Raw genomic sequence first — 17,258 nt, forward strand, 5'->3', positions numbered from 1 at the left:
AGTTTCATCCCTGGTACATCCGTACCTTCAAGGCTGTTCCCTATTACGGCCCGCAATTTATCGGCTGGCAGGAGGGCTGTTCCGGCAATGCCAAAAGTTGCACAATTACGGTTGAAGACTCTATAGCTGTAAAAGCCCTTTTTGCGAGGGGGGAGCGACACCCTGATGGCTGCCGGTTGTAGTGAAGCACTTGCTGCCTCATTTTGTGTTGACAAATGACCCCGCCGGACAGAAAATCTGCATTTTCTGCCCGTGTTCGGGCATATGATGGAGGCATTTTTTGAGTAATGATAGCCGCAGATTGATGCAGGGCAATGAGGCGATTGCCCGTGCTCTTGTAGAGAATGGTTGCGCCGTGGCCACCTCCTATCCGGGAACCCCGGCTTCTGAGATCCTCTCCGGGGTGATGGCATGGCAGAAGGCCGAAGGCTCGGCCATGCATGTGGAATGGGCGATCAATGAAAAGGTGGCCCTTGAAATAGCCTATGCCGGCAGCCAGTCCGGCCTGAGAACAGCCGTTGCCATGAAGCAGGTGGGGCTCAATGTTGCCTCCGATCCCTTCATGAGCGCTGCCTACCTGGGGGTAGTCGGAGGCTTCATCGTCATCAGCGCAGACGATCCGGGTCCCCATTCGTCCCAGACGGAGCAGGACAGCCGCCTCTTGGCCATGCTGGCCAAGGTTCCGGTGCTGGACCCGGATTCGCCGGCTCAAGGCCAGGAGCTGGTGGCGCTGGGTTATGAGCTTTCCGAAGCGTTCCAGGTGCCGGTCATGCTCAGGCCGACGACCCGGGTTTGCCATGCCTGCCAGGACATTCAGCCTGCTCCGGTGCAGAAGCTGGAGCGCCGGGCCGATTTCAGGAAAGACCCATCCGATGGGCCGCCACACCAAACTTCCGCTACCGGCTCCACCTTGAACTGAACGACAAGCTCGCCCGCATTGCCGCCCATGGGCCGACTGCGCCCCGCCGCCTCAATCCCCATACACGATCAAAGAAGGCCATTGTGGCGTCTGGGGCTGCTGCCGGGCATGCCAAAGAGATCATGACCAACCTTGGGCTTCTGGATGAAATTGCTTTTTTCCAGGTGCTCCAGCCCTATCCGCTTCATACCCGGTTCACTGAAGAGGTTCTGCGGGACTACGATGAAATCATGGTGCTGGAAGAGACCACAGGTGTCATCGAGATGCAGCTCCGTGACCGTGCAAAGGTGCGGGGCAAGCTGTCCGGAGTCGTCCCCGAGGCGGGAGAGCTTCTTCCGGAGTTGATAGAAAAGATCATTGCAGATTTTGCCGGCGTTACCGTTCCCCCGGTGCCCAAGGCTCCGGCAGGTGGCGGCCGGCGGCCAACGCTGTGCCCCGGTTGCCCGCACCGGGCCAGCTTCTATGCCATTAAAAAGGCTGCTCCCAAAGGGATCTATCCGAGTGATATCGGCTGCTACACCCTGGGGGCCAATCTGGGTGGTGTGGATACGGTACTGTGCATGGGAGCGGCGGTGAGCCAGGCGGCAGGATTCCATCATGCCTACCGTATTTCGGGAGAAGAGCGGGATGTGGTTGCGACCATCGGCGATTCCACCTTTTTCCATGCCGGGATACCCCCGCTGATCGATGCGGTGAGTCAGAACGCGCGCTTCGTCCTGGTAATCCTGGACAACTCCACCACCGCCATGACCGGCAATCAGCCGACACCGGCCATGCCCCTTGCCGGAGGCGTTCCGGTGGAGATCAGCTCCGTGGTCGAGGGCTGCGGGGTGCGCTTCTGCAGGACCGGCGATCCCCTTGATCTCCCCGGCTTTACCAGACTGGTGAAAGAGGCGGTGGACTTTGCCAGAAAAGAGAGCGTGGCGGTGGTCATTGCCAAGAGTCCTTGCCTGGTGGACAAAAATCGGCCGAAACAGCAGCGCAGCCAGGTTCAAGTTGATGCAACCTGTACCGGCTGTCGGCTCTGCACCAGCCAGTTCGAGTGCCCGGCACTGGTCTTTGACGAGGCGACGAAAAAGGTCAAGGTCGATCTCCTTATCTGCAGCGGGTGTGCGGTCTGTCTTGACGTGTGTCCCTCCCGCTCGATCACCAGGGAGGAGAAGCCATGAACCAACAATTAATCATTTCCGGAGTCGGCGGCCAGGGCATCCTCTTTATTACCCGGCTTCTGGCAGAGACAGCCATCCATAAGGGGCTGCCGGTGCTCACCTCCGAAACGCACGGCATGGCTCAGCGGGGCGGCATCGTCATTTCTCACCTGAAGGTTGGCGACTTTTCCAGTCCCCTGGTCATGCCGGGGCAGGCTGATGGCCTGCTTGCCCTAAAAGCTGAAACGGTAGCACTGCACCGCCATTTTCTCAATAACGGCGGCTGGATTGTTGCCAATGCAACCTCACTTGCCGTGGTGGAAACGGAACATCCCCTTGCCACCATGGATGCGGATACTGTTGCCCTTGCCATGGGCAATCCACAGTCGGTAAACCTGATAGTCCTCGGCCGTGCTCTGGCTGAACCTGATCGGATATTCTGCACGCCAGCCGAAGTGGAGAGGACCATTCATCAAAAACTTGCAGGAAAGAAGAAACAGCTGGAAGGCGCAATGGCGGCCTTCCGCGCCGGGCTTCAAGGCAGTTAAGGAAGGAGTAACAGACAGATGTTGAAACGTTTTCCCGCCAGGTTCGGAACACCGGCTGAACTGGCCGACCACCAGCTTTCCGGGCTGCAATGGACGGTGCGCCATGCCTGGGACAATTCACCATTCTACCGCCAGAGCCTTGAATCGGCCGGAGTAAAACCGGAAGATATAAAGTCGCTGGACGACCTGCGCCGTCTTCCATTCACCACCGCCCAGGACCTTGCCGCCGGCTATCCCTTTGCCTTGCGTGCTGCACCTTTCGAGGATCTCGTCCGCATCCATGCTTCGTCGGGCACCACCGGCAAGAGGAAAGTCCTCTGTTATACCCAGAAGGACCTTGATGACTGGCAGGCGATGTTTGCCCGCTGCTACGAACTGGCCGGACTGACCAGGGAAGACCGGGTGCAGATTGCCGTCGGCTATGGCCTGTGGACCGCCGGCATCGGCTTTCAGCAGGCGTGCGAGAAATTCGGCGCAATGTGCATCCCGGTCGGCCCCGGCAATCTGGACATTCAGATCGGCTTTCTCCAGGACCTCCAGTCGACGGTTTTCTGCTGTACCGCTTCCATGGGGCTGCTCCTGGCCGAAGAGGTGCACCGGCTCGGCCTCAAGGATAGCCTGAACCTGAAAAAGATCATCATGGGGGCGGAGCGCAGTTCCAGCGCCATGCTGAAAACCATGCACGAGTTTCTCGGCGTCGAGGAAATATACGACATCACCGGCCTGACTGAACTTTATGGCCCCGGCACCGGGCTGTCCTGCAGCTTCGGTAACGGCATCCATTACTGGGCCGATTACTATATCCTGGAAGTGCTGAACCCGGAGACCATGGAACCGGTCGCCCCGGGCGAAGTGGGGGAGATGGTCTTTACAACCCTGGGCAAGGAAGGGGCTCCCCTGATCCGCTACCGGTCCCGTGACCTGACCCGGCTCCTGGAGGGTGACTGCCCCTGCGGGTGTACGCTTCCCCGTCACGACCGGATCCTCGGCCGCTCCGACGACGTGGTCATTTTCCGCGGCGTCAACATTTATCCGGGCCAGCTGGATGAGGTGCTGACCCGTGTTCCGGGCATCGGCAGTGAATACCAGATCATCCTCGATCATGGCAGGGACGGCCGTGATTACATGCTGGCACGGGTGGAACGGGCCCGCAACGGTGAGGCCGCCGGCGACAACCAGGTGATCAAGAGCATCGTTTCCGGCATCAAGCACACGCTGCTGGTCTCGTGCAGCGTGGAACTGGTGGATTACGGGACGCTCCCCCGTTCGGAGAAAAAGACCAAGCGCATCTTCGACAATCGCCGCTTCGAATAAACCTGTCCATTTCAATGCAGATGAAGGAGGGATCATGAGATTACGTCTTGCACTGGCCATATCATTGCTGTTCATTATCGCAGGCATTGCCGATGCCGCCGTCACCCTTAACTACGCCAACTTCCCCCCTGCCGCCACCTTTCCCCAGTGTCCAGATGGAGCGCTGGGCCAAAGAGGTGGAAAAACGCACCGGCGGCAAGGTCAAGATCAAGACCTTCCCCGGCGGCACGCTCCTGGGCGCAAAAAACATGCTGGAAGGGGTCACCTCCGGCACTGCCGACATCGGTAACTTCGCCATGAGCTATCAGCCGGGCCGTTTCCCCGTTTCCGAAGCCCTCGATCTCTACCACGGCTTCACTTCGGCCAAGGTGGCAAGCCAGGTGCTCTTCGACCTGGTGCAGAAATACCAGCCCAAGGAATTCGCCAAGGTGAAGGTCATCACCCTCTTCACCTGCCCGCCAACCAACTTTATGACCAGCAAGCCGGTCAAATCCCTCAAGGACCTGAAGGGGATGGAGCTGCGCGTAGCCGGTACCAGCTCCGAGGTATTGAAGAGACTGGGAGGGGTCCCGGTGGCCATGCCCCAGTCGGAGACACCCGAGGCGATCCAGAAAGGGGTAGTCAAGGGGATGATCTCCTCCCTGGAGATACTCCAGGACTTCAAATTTGCCGCCTACACCCCCTATGCCACCATTGCCAATCTGCCGGTGGTCTCCTTTGCCGTGGTCATGAACAAAGCCAAGTGGGACAGCCTCCCTGCCGATGTGAAAAAGGTCATTGACGATCTTTCCCGGGAGCAGGCGCTGTGGACCGGGGAATATGTGGACCGGCACGTGCAGGAGGCCCTGCCTGGTCGGCAAAGGAATACAAGCATCAGGTAATCCAGCTGCCTGTCCCGGAACAGAAGCAGATTGCCGCACTCCTGGCCCCCATGACCGAAGCATACATCAAGAAGGTAAGTGCCAAGGGCTGAACGGCAGGCAGATCATAGCAGACGTCCAGGCTCTGAAGGCCAAGTACGAGAAACAGGGCAGGAAGAAAAAGTAACATTTCCAACTCCCCCCTTTATGAAAGGGGGACTTTATTATGGCGCAAGGTTTTCAATGGATCAATTGATCAGCTACATATCCCGCTTTTTCATGATCGTCGGTGGCTCCGCACTGCTCCTGCTGGTGCTGCTGGCCACCGGCAACGTGGGCATGCGCCTGTTTCACATCCCCTACGCCGGGACCTACGAAATCGTCTCCTTTCTGGGCGCTTTGGTCACGGCAGGTGCCCTCGGCCACACCCAGCGGCGCCGGGACCATATCTTGGTCGATATCCTCACCGCAAAGTTTTCCCCGCTGGCCAGGCGGCTGCTGGATGCGGTCAGCGACGGACTGGCAGCGGTGCTGTTCGCCATTGCTTCTTGGCAGGTTTATCGATGGGCGGAAAACCTGAGGGGGACGGGCGAGCTGTCGGAGACCCTGCAGCTGAAATATTACCCCTTCGTCTACGGGGTGTCGGCCGGCTTCGCCCTGCTGGCCCTGGTCCTGTTCCTCCAGATGAGCCGAGCAATTTTACGAAAAGCGGAGGGAGAAGAATGACCGGCCCGATGATGGGAGTTACCGGCATCGCCGTCATGCTCCTCATGCTTTTTTTCCTGCGCATACCTGCGGCCTTTACCATGCTCCTGGTGGGTTTCTTCGGCTTTGCCGCGGCCACTTCCTTCGATGCCGCCTGCTCCATGCTGGGCAGCGAGCTATGGTCGACCTTTTCCAACTACGGTTTGACGGTGATCCCGCTCTTTATCCTGGTGGGTGAGATTGTCCACTATGCCGGCTACAACAACGGCCTCTATTTCGCCACCTACCGCTGGTTCGGCCATCACCGCGGCGGGTTGGCCATGACCACCATCATGGCCTCCGCCGCCTTTTCCGCCATTAGCGGCTCTAATACCGCGACGGCAGCAACCATGAGCGCCGTGGCCATTCCGGCCATGAACGAATACAAGTATCACCCGCTGCTCAATGCCGGTTCCGTTGCCGCCGGGGCGACCCTGGGCGTGCTCATCCCCCCCAGTATCGTCCTGGTTGTCTACGGGCTCTATACGGGCCAGTCCATTGGCAAGCTCTTCTTCGGCAACATCATTCCCAGCGCCATTCTCACCACCCTCATCCTGGCAACGGTGGTGGTGATCTGCCGGATTCATCCCGAGTGGGGTCCTGCCGGTCCTAAAAGCTCATGGAAAGAGCGGTTCGAGTCGCTGCCCGAGGCCATCGACATTCTGGTGCTGTTCGGCATCATCATGTATGCCCTGTTCACCGGCGTAGTGACCGCCACCGAAGCGGCTGCCGTCAGCTGTTTCCTTGCCCTGGTCATCTGCACCGTACGCCGCAAGCTTACCTGGAAAAAGCTGGGTGGCGCCTTCGTCGATACCCTGCGCATCTCCTGCATGGTCTTCATGATTGTCGCCGGGGCGCTTATTTTTGCCAAATTTCTCACTGTCACCCGGCTGCCGGCCGAAACGGCCGAATGGATCGGCATGCTGGCCCTGCCCAAGTGGATGGTGCTCTGCACCATTCTTCTCTGCTACATCATCGGCGGCTGCATCATGGATGCCCTGGCCTTTCTCCTGGTCTCGCTCCCCATTTTCTACCCGCTGGTCACCCAACTGGGTTACGACCCCATCTGGTTCGGCCAGGTGATTACCATCGTTACCACCATGGGCTCCATCATGCCCCCCATCGGTATCTGCTGCTATGTGGTATCGGGCATGTCCGGCATCCCGCTGGGCACGGTCTTCCGCAGCGGGCTCTATTACATGCCCTCCTATATCTTTTCCGTGTTCGTTCTCATGGTTTCCCCCTACTGGACGGTGCTGGTCCTCTCCGACTTGGTGAAATAGCTGTCGATGTACCTGATGCCCCTCTTGATACCTGCAGTTCTCATCCGCCGCTACCAGCGATTCCTCGCCGATTTCCAGCTGGAAAACGGCGAAATTGTCACTGCCCATTGCCCCAATTCCGGCAGCATGAAAGGGTGCGCTGTTCCAGGCAGTCCTGCCTTCATCTCCCGTTGTGACAAACCGGGCCGCAAGCTCTGCTACACCTGGGAGCTGGTAAAGGCCGATAACTGCTGGATCGGCATCAATACTTCCCTGCCCAACCGGCTGGTACACAAGGCCATCGAAAGTGGTGTCATAAAAGAGCTGCAGGGCTATCACTCCATTCGGCCCGAGGTGCGTTACGGCATCAACAGCCGCATCGATCTCCTGCTGAGCAGGGGTGACGAACTCTGCTATGTGGAAGTGAAGAATGTGACCCTGATGGAGGATGGCCGGGCACTTTTCCCCGATGCCGCGACGGTGCGGGGGCAGAAACACCTGCGGGAGCTGATGGAGATGGTCAGGCTGGGGCACCGGGCGGTGAACTTCTTCGTTGTCCAGCGCCCGGACTGCAGCTCCGTCTCCCCGGCCGATGCAATCGACCCGGAATACGGCCGGTTGTTGCGCCTGGCTGCAGCCAGCGGCGTCGAGCTCCTTGCCTACCAGGCCCATGTCAGCATCGAATCCATCTGCATCGAGCGCCGCTTAGCCCTCCTGCTGTAGTATTTCCTCGTTTTTACAAGTTTTATGCCCTCTCAAATCCATCTCCAAAGTCCTCCACTGTTGAAATACATTTAAAACCGGCTCAGATAAGGGCTTGAAACTGAGTAAGCTATTGCAACGAGATGCCAAAAACTTGACATTTATTAGTTTTAAATAATGATTGAAAGGAGAGTTGCGCAGTAAACATTCTTAAGGGAGGTAACCGATGAAAGAAAAGTGCATGAAAGTAGTTGCTACATTCGTTGCTTTTGGTGCGTTAGTTGCCTCACACCCTGCGGAAGCACAGAATCAGACGGAGCAGCTGCAGATAGTGCAGGACAATGGCCAAAGCAAAATCAAAGAGGGGGCAGAGATATTCCGTTTCGACACCTTTGGAGATGAGCAGTTCTGGGGGGGGAAACTCAAGCTGCATCGTGCCATAGCCGGGGCAACTTTGGGAGGAGTGGGCACTGGACTCACTCCCAAAGCGGCCCTGGACCTGGGACTGAAAGTGGATGTGAATGCCCTCCCTGACACATTGGTGCAAAGACTTCGAGCCGGCACGGTTGATCTACCGATCCGGCGACCACCCTGGCGCTTCTGAAGCTGAATGCAGTGGTTGGGGTAAAGGGCGTTTTCTCTGGCGACCGGCTGTCGTCGGTGGGTATTACCTGTGCCCTGTGCCATTCCACCGTCGATAACTCGCTGACATTCGGCATCGGTCGGCGCCTGGACGGCTGGGCCAATCATGATCTGGACGTGGGAAAGATCGTCGCCCTGGCTCCCGACCTCTCGCCCTTTGTCGAGCTGCTGAAATCGGCCCCCGGCAGTGAACAGATCACCCAGCAGGATGTACGCAAGGTCCTGAGGGCATGGGGGCCTGGAAAATTCGATGCAGAGCTGATCCTGGATGGTAAAGGGTTCAGGCCCGATGGGGCTACGGCAGCGACCCGGATCCCCAATGCCTTCGACATGGCAGGTTTCAACCTTCATACCTGGACCGGCGCCTGGGGGTCGGTCCCTTACTGGAATGCATTTGTTGCCGTTCTGGAAATGCACGGTGTGGGGAACTTCTTTGATCCACGCCTGGATGATACGGCGCAGTTCCCTGACATCGCCTCGCGATTCCCGGTGGCAGTGGCCAACAAACTCGGCCATGTGACGGTGGACCCTGACAAAGACCAGGTTACCAGTAAACTGCCGGCCCTGCATCTCTATCAACTGGCATTACCTTCGCCCCAACCGCAAGCGGGGGTTGATTTCAACGGGGATACTGCCAAGCGCGGGGATGAGCTGTTCAGCGGCAAGGCGAAGTGTACCAACTGCCACAAGGAGCCTCTATGGACAGAGCCTGGATGGAATGCGCACCGGGCTGAGGACATCGGCATAGACAGCTTCCAGGCCGATCGCTCGCCGGATAAGGTTTACAAGACCATGAATCTTGCCGGGCTTTTTATCAGGGAAAACGGAAAGTTCATGAAGGCGGAGAACAAGGGCCGGTTCTACCACGACGCAGATTCAAGACTTTGCTCGACGTGGTCAATCATTACAATACCTTCTTTAACCTTGCCCTGACTGCTGATGAAAAGCGGGATCTGGTCGAATACCTGAAATCGCTCTAGAGCCGATAGCTGGGGTTAATATATCAAGGTTGTGCTCCGGCGCAGCCTTGATTATCAGCTACATGGGAAAAGGGCAGGGTAGAGGCATGCACTTCAGACGCGGCGGATTTTGCCTGATTTATGGCGGTGTTTCTTACCCGGTTTTTTGGCTGGCTGGTGATGTGAGCGCGCCTGGGAGGCATAGGCAAGCAGCCTGACCTTGGTTTTTCGTGCCGGTGGCTTTACCGTGGCCAGGGCCGGACGCATGAGCTCGGCGGTTATTCGTGCCACTTCCAGAGGCCCTGTCAGGCGCAGCAGGTCGTCGGCTACGGTGAAGGATGCTGCGGCAATGGTGGAGATATCGCGCCTCAACTGGTTGAAGGCGCTTGTGTCCCGGTAGTTCAGGCGATTGGTCAAAACAATGACAAACAGGTCCTGCTTGGGATCGATCCAGATGGAAGAGCCACTGTAGCCGGTGTGCCCAAAGGAGACCTCGGAAAACAGGGACCTTCGCGCGAAAGGGGATTCGATGTCCCATCCCAACCCTCGTACGACCCTGCCGTTGGAGTAAAAGTAGGGGGCGGTCATTTGATTGACAACCCGCTCCGAAAGGATGCGCTTCCCCTCTATGATTCCCCCTCCAAGAACCAAGCGCGCGAAACGGGCCAGATCCTGTCCGGTGCTGAAAAGACCTGCATGGCCGGCAACACCCCCCAGGCGGCGGGCGTTCATGTCCTGGACGACCCCTCCGGCAAACCCAAGGTTGGGGCTATGGCGTCGCCTAGTTCCCGTGGTGGCAAAAACATGGTGGCGGTATTCCCCATGGGAGAGAACAGCTCTTCATGGCAGAAGGCATCCAGCGTCTTTCCCGAGACCCGGTGCACCAGTTCCCCGAGAAGAATGAAGTTGATGTCCGCATAGTTGAAGCTGGTGCCGGCGCGGGAACGAGCCTTTTCTGCCGCTGCCTTGTGAAGGGCGCTTTTCATGGCATCGCCGCTGCTCAGATCGAAATCGTTGAGTCCTGAGGTATGGGTCAGCAAATTGAGGATGGTGCAGTCTTCCCGGCCGGTACCGGCAAATTCGGGGAACCAGCGGGTCAACGGGTCAAGGAGGGAGATCTTTCCCTGCTCCAGCAGTTTCATCACTGCCGGAGTGGTGGCGATGACTTTGGTCAGGGAAGCGAGATCAAACATGGTGTGGTCGGTGAGCTTTTCCGAGCCGGCCCTGTTAATTTCACCACGGGCGGTACTGTAGAGAATGCCGCATGGTCGCCGATAACGACGATCCCGCCCGAGATCAGGTTCTTGTCCATGGCCCGTTCCAGGAGCAGGTCTATGGTGCCTGAACGGTTGGCGTCAAGCTGTTCACCCCAGGCAGTACAAAGGGTGATGCAGGAGAGGATGAGGGCGATAAGATAGATTCGGATGAGGCGCATGATGGACCCTCTTGCAGCAGTTCAACGGTAGATCGTCTTACTTTTAAGGCTTTGGAACGAGATGAACTGACTCCTCATCCCGCAATATATTGTAGAAAGCAATTTCCGGGCCGGAAGGTTTTCGCCACCGCTGGCTATCTGCTGGCGATTATACAGGAACACCAGTGGCCATCAGGTGACCGCCATCACATTTTTCCCTGCATGGCTGACAAATAAAGTCAATCTCCCCGCATCGTCAAAGAACAAGCCAGTGCGCCTTTCACTGGCAGCAGCGCCTGTGTCTGGTATAATACCGGTAATTACAGCATCTTGCAGGCGTCCATCTCAATTGCCAGCAGCAAAAGGGGTAATAATGAACAGGCTGACTCTTATCCTTCCTGTATTCTTTCTCGTTGTAATAGCTTTCGCGCTCTTCTATTTCCTGGGATCGCCGGCTCCGACCATCTCGCTGACCCCGGAAAACGGGCCGGTTGCCATCAGGCGGGACCTGAAGGTTAAGCTGGATGCAGGGCGTGGGGTGCTGAAGCGGCTGACCATTGCCGCCGTTCAGGGTGAAAAGACGGTCAATGTGCTGGTCAAGGATTACGCCGGAAAATCACATGAGGCCACGGAAAATGTCAACCTGCTCCAGTCAGGCCTGAAAGAGGGACCGTTCACTCTGCAGGTGAGGGCGACCAACTCCGCTCCGCGATTTGGCGCTGACAGAACCACAAGCAAACAATTCGCCTTCACCTTCGAAAACAAGCCTCCGGCAGTGGCTGTCCTGAGTATTGCCCATAATATTACCCGCGGCGGAGCGGGGCTGGTGGTTTATACCGTATCGAAAGAGGTGGAAAAGACCGGGGTTGTTATCGGCAATCAGTTTTACCCCGGCTACCGGCAGGGGGGAGAAAACTATGCCTGTCTCTTTCCGTTTCCCTATGACATGGACCCCAACCAATTCATTCCAAGAGTCACGGCGGTGGATAGAGCCGGCAACGAGCGGGTGGCGGGGATCAATTATCACCTTATCGGCAAGAATTTTCCGCCTGACCGCATCAACCTGACCCCGGCTTTTGTGGACAAGATCGCTGCCGAGTTCAAGGACAGGTATCCCCAGGCTGCATCACCCCTGGAACTGTTCCTCAAGGTAAACGGCGAGGTGCGCGCCCAGGACCGCAAGACGATTCAGGACCTGAGCCGTCAAACCTCGTCCGTTCCACTCTGGGAAGGCATCTTTCTACGCATGCCGAACGCTGCCCCCCTGGGAGGCTTTGCCCAGACCCGCATCTATGTCTATGAAGGGAAAGAGGTGGATACCCAGACCCATCTCGGTTTCGACCTGGCCTCACTGGCCCATGCGGAGGTCCCGGCGGCCAACCGGGGCAAGGTTGTGTTTGCCGGTGACCTGGGCATTTATGGACAGTGCATCATCATCGACCATGGCATGGGGCTGCAGACCATCTATGGGCACCTGAGCCGGATCGGGGTCAAGGAGGGAGACAACGTGGAAAAGGGCAGATGATTGGCAACACCGGGGCCACCGGCATGGCCGGCGGGGATCATCTGCACTTCGAGGTGGTGGTTTCCGGGCAGTCGGTCAATCCCATAGAGTGGTGGGACCCATCCTGGATCAAAAACAACGTCAGCAGCAAATTGGAGTTGGTGAAAACGCCGGCAGGGAAGTAGGCCAGATTTTCCTGAAATCGCCGGCTGTTGTGGCTTCTCCGTTCGTTTGGTTGCCCCAGCTGCGGACCCCCCTGCTCACGTTATTCGCTTCCCCCCTATTCCATAGGGGGGGGCTGAGGGGGGTGAAGCCACGGCAGCCTCTGTTGACCTTTGGCTTCCGGCTACCAAACAAAATCCCTGGCAATTTCCCGCTTGTCATGCCCGTAGAGAACATGAAAAACTCGAAGTCGTTTCAGTTTCACCGGCGACAAGGAACCAAGGGGAATGTAGACGATCTTTTTGCCGAGCCGGGCGGCAATCTGCCGGAAATAGCTGCGCGGCGGGCGGGCTGCCACATAGACCACGTGCTTTTCCGGTGAATAGTCCAGGGCTGCCAGCAGCAGAACCTCCGACTTGCATCGGGCAAAGGCATAATCGCCATCGCTCCAGACGTCGAGCATCCTTCGCGGCGGATAGGAAAGGAGAAAGCCGCCATATTCGCAACGGCAGATGCCGGGGCCGACGATGTTGTCATCGGGTGAAGTGGCATAGAAAGCCATGTCCGATTCCTGGGCATGTTCCCCCAGCCAAGTCATGTGATAGGGGAACCGCTGGTTGCCGTTGTCTTCATGGAAGATCACCACCACCACCCCGCCGACACCCCCCTTGACCCTCTGGTTTTCCCGCACATAGATCCTCCCCTCGTGCAGGTTGCGCAAGGTCTCGCGCATGTCGATGCCGTCCAGCATGGATGCCGAGAAGGGCTCGACCCGGCTCTGCTCTTCCGAGAGCTGCTTTGCCCCCTTCTGTTTGAGAAAATGGCCATAGTCCTCGATGATGAGATCTTCAGGCGGATAGGAGCAGATGGACTGGTTGTCGAATCCCTCCAGCCACTCGCCGGGGCGCTTCTCCTTCTTTCGCCTGAGAAAGGCCAGCGGTGACAGTCCCTTGCCCCGGCGCTGTTCCCGAGGTCTGAACCTGATGCGGCGGCTGCCCGACCAGAGGTCCTCGGGTGTCAGCCGGACGGTGGGGAGGTCGCTTTGTTCCTGCTGCCACATTGGGAAAGTGGCCAGGCGGTAAAAGGCGTAGGCAAAATTGTCGTCGATGCAGGAACGGGCGGCGGTGAGCATCTGGAACAGGTCGGGGAGAAGACTGCCGCCAGCCAGGGCATAGTTGCGGGCAAAGCGGAAAAAGGCCCGCTTCTGCCAGATGTGGACCGGCTCGCCGGTTTCCTGCCGGTAATGGCGGGCCGCTTCTTGGAAGAGGCGGAGCATGATCCGCTGGCGGTCAGGCATTTCTCCCTCACCTCCCACGTGGTGGACGCTTCGCAACACCGCCTGGCGCAACGCCTCCTCTTCCGGAATCTCCGTTTTTCCGCCGCCGATCAGCTCCAGGGCGTTGAAGCGTTTGCGCAAGGACAGGTTTGACTGTTCCGGCTCGGGAGGGAGTGGGCCGCGGCGAAGGTCATACATCGCGGAAAGGAAGGGATATTCGGCCAGGACCTCCCTGCAGGAGTCGGGATGGAGATTCCAGAGGCGGACATCGTCCCGGCGCACCCGTGACAATGGCGCTGCCTGGGGCCGCTCGTAAAATTCCTTCACCCGCTCCAGATGATACATGCCGCAGACGAAGAGAATTCGTCCATGTTCCTTTGCCAGCTGCTGCAGCTGAAAGGTCATTCCCTTTTCCCGCAGCAGGTCTTCTTTGCCCGGCGGAGTGCTGCCGGCCTTCCTGAATTCATCGTAGTATGCCTTCAACCCAAGGCGATGAACGGCGTAGGAATCAGGCAGCGCTCCCTGGTGGAGCGGGTAATCGTCCAGGTCGATGTCCACCAGATGCAGTGGGATATCCTGCTCAAGGGCGAGCCGTGCTGCCTCTACCAGGGGATCGGCTGGCTCGATGACAAGGTATACGGTTCCCCCCTTGGAATCGTAACTGAGAACGGAGATTTCCGGTAGCCGTCGAATAGTTCGCAGCAGGTGGGATTTCAGGGTCGGTGGAAGCTCGATGCAGATGCAGTCAGGCTTAAGTCGGGCCACCGCCTCACGCACCAGGTGGGCGAACTCCATCCGGTAGTGGAGAATGGGAAGGGCAGATACGGGGCCGAACTGTTCAAGGTGGAGTCTGTGGGCCATGATTTTTCGATCTTCGCATATTAGTTTCGAAATGCAAACTAGATAGTTTCCATCCGGAAAGGGTTCTTTTCTGCCCTGGCGGCGTCAATCTGCGGGCTTACTTGTGCGACGTACCGATGTACGTCTCCGCGCAAGCCTTTGATTTACTTGCCAGAACAAAAAATCCCCTCTTTCCGAATCGGAAACCACTAGTTTCTCATCCGGAGTTTCCGGATGGAAACTAGATATATTCGGCTAATGCGCCGCTGGTCTGGCGCAAGCGCTGGCTGAGAACGCGGGCGATTTTCTCTGCCAGCTTCCCGTAAAGCCTTGGGTGAACCTCGGCAAGGTCACGGAAGCCTGCCAGCTTAAGGACCAGAAGGGTTGCATCACTGCGGGCAATCATTGTAGCGGAGCGCGGCTCTCCGTCGATAAGTGACATCTCCCCGATGGTTTTCCCCCTGCTGATGCTGGTCAGCACCTTGGCGCAGCCGCTGGAATCCTCCTTTACCACATCGATAACGCCATCGCAGATGAGACAAAGAAAGACCTCCCGGTCTCCTTCCCTGCAAACAGCCGTTCCAGTGGGGATCTTGTATGGGGACATGTAAGAGGCAAGTGCCATAATCTCGGGCCAACCGAGATCAGACAGCCACTGGTTCCGTTCCAGTTCCTCCCCCCTTCGCTCCAGGGGCCAGAAAAGCTCTTCGCACCCAGATAGAATTGCATCAGATGGACCTTTATCCATGACAAATCCCCCATTATTTCCTGCCGAATCGATGCCGGTCCCGGTGAGTCTTCCTCCATCGATGATTGATGCCTTCATTTCACCTGATGACTCTCCCTGATGACCCTGCCTGAAAGGCCTTCTCCATCATGCCGGGACTGCATCACCGCATATTGTCAGGAAAGCCTCCACCACCGCAGGATCGAATTGGTGCCCGGCACGCTCTTCAATATAGGCAAGCACCCGATGGGACTCCCAGCCTGGCCGATAAGGCCGGTCGGAGAGAAGAGCATCGTAGACATCGGCAACGGCGAGGATGCGGGCACCCAGCGAAATAGCTTCCCCAGCCAGGCCAAGGGGATAGCCTTCCCCGTTGAACCATTCATGGTGCTGTTCCACCAAGGGAATGACTTCCCGGTAGGGGGGAATAGGCTCCAGGATCAGGGCTCCCTTGGCCGGATGTTCCCGTATCAAGCGAACTCTTCCTCCGTAAGCTTTCCCGGTTTGTCGAGAACTGAACCAGGGACGGAGATCTTGCCGATATCGTGGAGCAGTCCACCCTGATGCAGCAATTGCAGTTCCTGCGGGGACAGTCCCATCGCTTTCCCTATTCTCAGTGACAATTCCGTTACCCGCTCAGAATGCCCGGCAGTCCACGGGGAATTGGCATCTACGGCCCGAGCCAAGGCCGTAAGGGTCCCCCAGCTGAGTTGAGCCAGTTCGTCGATCAGATCGGCATTGACTATGGCAACGGCAATTTGATCCGCTATCTGCCTGGCGCGAAGCAAATCTTCCTGGGTCGATCCGGTTTTTCACGATACCCAAGAACCAAAATTCCACCGATGTTCTGATGGAGACGTATCGGCAGAAGTGCATGCGCCATGAGGCCACCTCCCCCTACAGTGGAAAGCAGCCCTGAGAATTCACCCGGCCCCACCAGCAGGCTCTCAGGAGTCTTCTCCAGTAGATCCAGTTCATCTGGGGGAAAGACCGTATAGGCAGGATTTTCGCCACCTGCGTTGCTATGGTAAGCTATTGCCGTGTCTTTCAGGCCCGGTTCCAGGAGAAACAGGGCAACCTGATCGCATCCTATTACACTCTGCATATTGTTGACAACGGCAGCGATGATCTTTTTCCGTTCCAGGGCGGTAAGGATGGTACGGACAATCTGTCCCGTTCCCGACAGGGTTTCGAATTGTCGCCGCAGATGTTCCGCCATGATATTGAAGGAGTCGGCAACCTCTTCAAATTCATCACCGCTGTTGACCTCGATTCTGCTGGCAAAATCTCCACGGCTGATATGGCGTGTCCCTTCCTTGAGCCTTGCCAATGGAACGAGGCTCCGCCGGATCTGCACGCTGCTCAGGTAACAGACCACCAGAAGAGTCAACACGAGGATGAGTATGAAGGTCCGTGCAAACTTGGTGAGCGCCATGAAGGCGTCTGTCCTGGACTGGGTGACGACGACAGTCCAGTCATCGGTGAGAAAGGCACCCCTGAGAAAAATTGACCGATAATTGGCCAAGTGGGTGTCGGCTCCATCGGGCAGTTCGTATTGACCGAAAGCAGGCTGCTGCCCGTTTTTAAACCGGGCGATGGCGGCCGATGGAAAAAGAGGGGAGCAATAGAGTCCTGTGCCGGCGGAATCAATGATCGCTGCTTCGGTCAGTGGCGGCAATGCATCACTTACCCGTTCCCAGAGATAATCCGGATTTATTTCGCCAACCAGGAACCGGGGAGCAGTCCCTCTGCCGATGGCAATGGCGATGAAAACAGGGGTAGGGCTGTCGGTGCGACCGGCGTAGATGAAAGCTTTGCCGGAAGAAAGCTGCTTGAGAATCGGCTCGTTCAAGGGGGGAAGCGGGCACGATTTGCCGAAAATCACCTTGGTCTCTGCATTCGGCTGCAAAATGGCGAGGCTCAGGAAGCGTTGGTGGAGTGGGTTGCCCCCCTGCTTTGAGACCACAAGATGTGAAAGACCTGCGTTCTTGCCCCTCGATGCAGCCAGTTCTTCCATCTCGGACTTGAGGAAGGTCAACCCCTCAACGATAGTCATGGCGACATTTTTACTGGCCTGGTGCAGACGTTCATGGGCCTGCTCCCGAAGTTTATCGGCTACCTGGCTGAGGGTAAAAATGCCGAGCGTTGCGGTGGGCAGCATGGCACAAAGGACGAACAGGCCGAGTATACGGCGGGCCACTATGCTGTGCAGATAATAAAAGAGCTGACGATTCATG

At 57.5% G+C, this 17,258-nt stretch carries 15 protein-coding genes and 3 pseudogenes; 11 read left to right on the forward strand and 7 right to left on the reverse strand.

The genetic code is table 11. The annotated features are described in order from the left end of the window. Window positions 1–280: 280 nt before the first annotated feature. The 5 genes from JCM15764_RS22305 to JCM15764_RS07195 all read left to right on the forward strand — a co-directional run bounded on the left by JCM15764_RS22305 (window position 281) and on the right by JCM15764_RS07195 (window position 4,810). Window positions 281–919, forward strand: a complete 639-nt coding sequence (locus JCM15764_RS22305; protein WP_243688534.1) for a hypothetical protein — start codon at window positions 281–283, stop codon at window positions 917–919. Window positions 920–1,002: 83 nt separating this feature from the next. Further along, complete coding sequence (locus JCM15764_RS22310; RefSeq protein WP_243688535.1) at window positions 1,003–2,088, forward strand: thiamine pyrophosphate-dependent enzyme; 1,086 nt, start codon at window positions 1,003–1,005, stop codon at window positions 2,086–2,088. Continuing rightward, window positions 2,085–2,615 (forward strand): indolepyruvate oxidoreductase subunit beta, encoded by a 531-nt coding sequence (locus JCM15764_RS07185; protein WP_054694058.1) that lies wholly within the window; start codon window positions 2,085–2,087, stop codon window positions 2,613–2,615. The genes JCM15764_RS22310 and JCM15764_RS07185 overlap by 4 nt, the downstream gene beginning before the upstream one ends. Before the next feature lie 18 nt (window positions 2,616–2,633). Continuing rightward, window positions 2,634–3,929, forward strand: a complete 1,296-nt coding sequence (locus JCM15764_RS07190; RefSeq protein WP_054694061.1) for a phenylacetate--CoA ligase — start codon at window positions 2,634–2,636, stop codon at window positions 3,927–3,929. 92 nt (window positions 3,930–4,021) lie between these two features. Continuing rightward, window positions 4,022–4,810 (forward strand): TRAP transporter substrate-binding protein, encoded by a 789-nt coding sequence (locus JCM15764_RS07195; RefSeq protein ID WP_243688536.1) that lies wholly within the window; start codon window positions 4,022–4,024, stop codon window positions 4,808–4,810. Here the strand turns inward: JCM15764_RS07195 and JCM15764_RS22315 are convergent. Continuing rightward, window positions 4,803–4,979 carry a hypothetical protein gene (locus JCM15764_RS22315; RefSeq protein WP_243688537.1) on the reverse strand — a complete coding sequence of 59 codons (177 nt, stop codon included), beginning with the start codon at window positions 4,977–4,979 and terminating at the stop codon, window positions 4,803–4,805. The two genes, JCM15764_RS07195 and JCM15764_RS22315, sit on opposite strands and share 8 nt — an antisense overlap. 53 nt (window positions 4,980–5,032) lie before the next feature. Here JCM15764_RS22315 and JCM15764_RS07200 point away from each other — a divergent pair, with 53 nt between their 5' ends. The 5 genes from JCM15764_RS07200 (at window position 5,033) to JCM15764_RS07215 (ending at window position 9,072) form a co-directional block, all read left to right on the forward strand. After that, entirely contained in the window at window positions 5,033–5,515 is a 483-nt protein-coding gene (locus tag JCM15764_RS07200) for a TRAP transporter small permease (protein WP_054694354.1), read from the forward strand. Then, window positions 5,512–6,816, forward strand: a complete 1,305-nt coding sequence (locus JCM15764_RS07205) for a TRAP transporter large permease (protein ID WP_054694064.1) — start codon at window positions 5,512–5,514, stop codon at window positions 6,814–6,816. The genes JCM15764_RS07200 and JCM15764_RS07205 overlap by 4 nt, the downstream gene beginning before the upstream one ends. 6 nt (window positions 6,817–6,822) lie before the next feature. After that, window positions 6,823–7,518 carry a DNA/RNA nuclease SfsA gene (sfsA, locus tag JCM15764_RS07210; RefSeq protein WP_054694066.1) on the forward strand — a complete coding sequence of 232 codons (696 nt, stop codon included), beginning with the start codon at window positions 6,823–6,825 and terminating at the stop codon, window positions 7,516–7,518. A 205-nt stretch (window positions 7,519–7,723) separates the two neighbouring features. Further along, window positions 7,724–8,101 carry a hypothetical protein gene (locus JCM15764_RS29410; RefSeq protein ID WP_243688538.1) on the forward strand — a complete coding sequence of 126 codons (378 nt, stop codon included), beginning with the start codon at window positions 7,724–7,726 and terminating at the stop codon, window positions 8,099–8,101. A gap of 11 nt (window positions 8,102–8,112) precedes the next feature. Next, a complete protein-coding gene (locus tag JCM15764_RS07215; RefSeq protein WP_243688539.1) occupies window positions 8,113–9,072 on the forward strand; it encodes a hypothetical protein in 960 nt (319 codons plus the stop codon). Between the two features lie 140 nt (window positions 9,073–9,212). Here JCM15764_RS07215 and JCM15764_RS22325 read toward each other — a convergent pair. Further along, a pseudogene (locus JCM15764_RS22325) lies at window positions 9,213–10,357 on the reverse strand (serine hydrolase domain-containing protein). Beyond that, window positions 10,270–10,533 (reverse strand): hypothetical protein, encoded by a 264-nt coding sequence (locus JCM15764_RS07230; RefSeq protein WP_054694076.1) that lies wholly within the window; start codon window positions 10,531–10,533, stop codon window positions 10,270–10,272. Before JCM15764_RS07230 ends, JCM15764_RS22325 begins: the two are co-directional and overlap by 88 nt. Window positions 10,534–11,758: 1,225 nt before the next feature. Here JCM15764_RS07230 and JCM15764_RS22330 point away from each other — a divergent pair. Continuing rightward, window positions 11,759–12,201: pseudogene (locus tag JCM15764_RS22330) on the forward strand (M23 family metallopeptidase). A gap of 161 nt (window positions 12,202–12,362) precedes the next feature. Here JCM15764_RS22330 and JCM15764_RS07240 read toward each other — a convergent pair. From JCM15764_RS07240 to JCM15764_RS07260, 4 genes and pseudogenes are all read right to left on the reverse strand, one after another. Further along, a complete protein-coding gene (locus tag JCM15764_RS07240; protein ID WP_054694079.1) occupies window positions 12,363–14,315 on the reverse strand; it encodes a TraB/GumN family protein in 1,953 nt (650 codons plus the stop codon). 220 nt (window positions 14,316–14,535) lie between these two features. Beyond that, window positions 14,536–15,120, reverse strand: a complete 585-nt coding sequence (locus JCM15764_RS07245) for a Crp/Fnr family transcriptional regulator (RefSeq protein ID WP_054694082.1) — start codon at window positions 15,118–15,120, stop codon at window positions 14,536–14,538. A gap of 48 nt (window positions 15,121–15,168) precedes the next feature. Next, window positions 15,169–15,809: pseudogene (locus tag JCM15764_RS27980) on the reverse strand (HD-GYP domain-containing protein). After that, window positions 15,788–17,257, reverse strand: a complete 1,470-nt coding sequence (locus tag JCM15764_RS07260) for a HAMP domain-containing protein (protein WP_054694091.1) — start codon at window positions 17,255–17,257, stop codon at window positions 15,788–15,790. The pseudogene JCM15764_RS27980 and the gene JCM15764_RS07260 overlap by 22 nt, the downstream one beginning before the upstream one ends. Between the last annotated feature and the right edge of the window lies 1 nt (window position 17,258).

The organism is Geotalea toluenoxydans JCM 15764, from assembly GCF_001311985.1.
Classification (GTDB): Bacteria; Desulfobacterota; Desulfuromonadia; order Geobacterales; family Geobacteraceae; genus Geotalea; species Geotalea toluenoxydans.

What these genes read in the sequence shown, in the direction of transcription:
- JCM15764_RS07185 (WP_054694058.1), top strand. Translation starts at nt 2,085, where the DNA reads ATGAACCAACAATTAATCATTTCCGGAGTCGGCGGCCAGGGCATCCTC.
- JCM15764_RS07190 (WP_054694061.1), top strand. Translation starts at nt 2,634, where the DNA reads ATGTTGAAACGTTTTCCCGCCAGGTTCGGAACACCGGCTGAACTGGCC.
- JCM15764_RS07195 (WP_243688536.1), top strand. Translation starts at nt 4,022, where the DNA reads ATGCCGCCGTCACCCTTAACTACGCCAACTTCCCCCCTGCCGCCACCT.
- JCM15764_RS22315 (WP_243688537.1), bottom strand. Translation starts at nt 4,979, where the DNA reads ATGTTACTTTTTCTTCCTGCCCTGTTTCTCGTACTTGGCCTTCAGAGC.
- JCM15764_RS07200 (WP_054694354.1), top strand. Translation starts at nt 5,033, where the DNA reads ATGGATCAATTGATCAGCTACATATCCCGCTTTTTCATGATCGTCGGT.
- JCM15764_RS07205 (WP_054694064.1), top strand. Translation starts at nt 5,512, where the DNA reads ATGACCGGCCCGATGATGGGAGTTACCGGCATCGCCGTCATGCTCCTC.
- sfsA (WP_054694066.1), top strand. Translation starts at nt 6,823, where the DNA reads ATGTACCTGATGCCCCTCTTGATACCTGCAGTTCTCATCCGCCGCTAC.
- JCM15764_RS29410 (WP_243688538.1), top strand. Translation starts at nt 7,724, where the DNA reads ATGAAAGAAAAGTGCATGAAAGTAGTTGCTACATTCGTTGCTTTTGGT.
- JCM15764_RS07230 (WP_054694076.1), bottom strand. Translation starts at nt 10,533, where the DNA reads ATGCGCCTCATCCGAATCTATCTTATCGCCCTCATCCTCTCCTGCATC.
- JCM15764_RS07240 (WP_054694079.1), bottom strand. Translation starts at nt 14,315, where the DNA reads ATGGCCCACAGACTCCACCTTGAACAGTTCGGCCCCGTATCTGCCCTT.
- JCM15764_RS07245 (WP_054694082.1), bottom strand. Translation starts at nt 15,120, where the DNA reads ATGAAGGCATCAATCATCGATGGAGGAAGACTCACCGGGACCGGCATC.
- JCM15764_RS07260 (WP_054694091.1), bottom strand. Translation starts at nt 17,257, where the DNA reads ATGAATCGTCAGCTCTTTTATTATCTGCACAGCATAGTGGCCCGCCGT.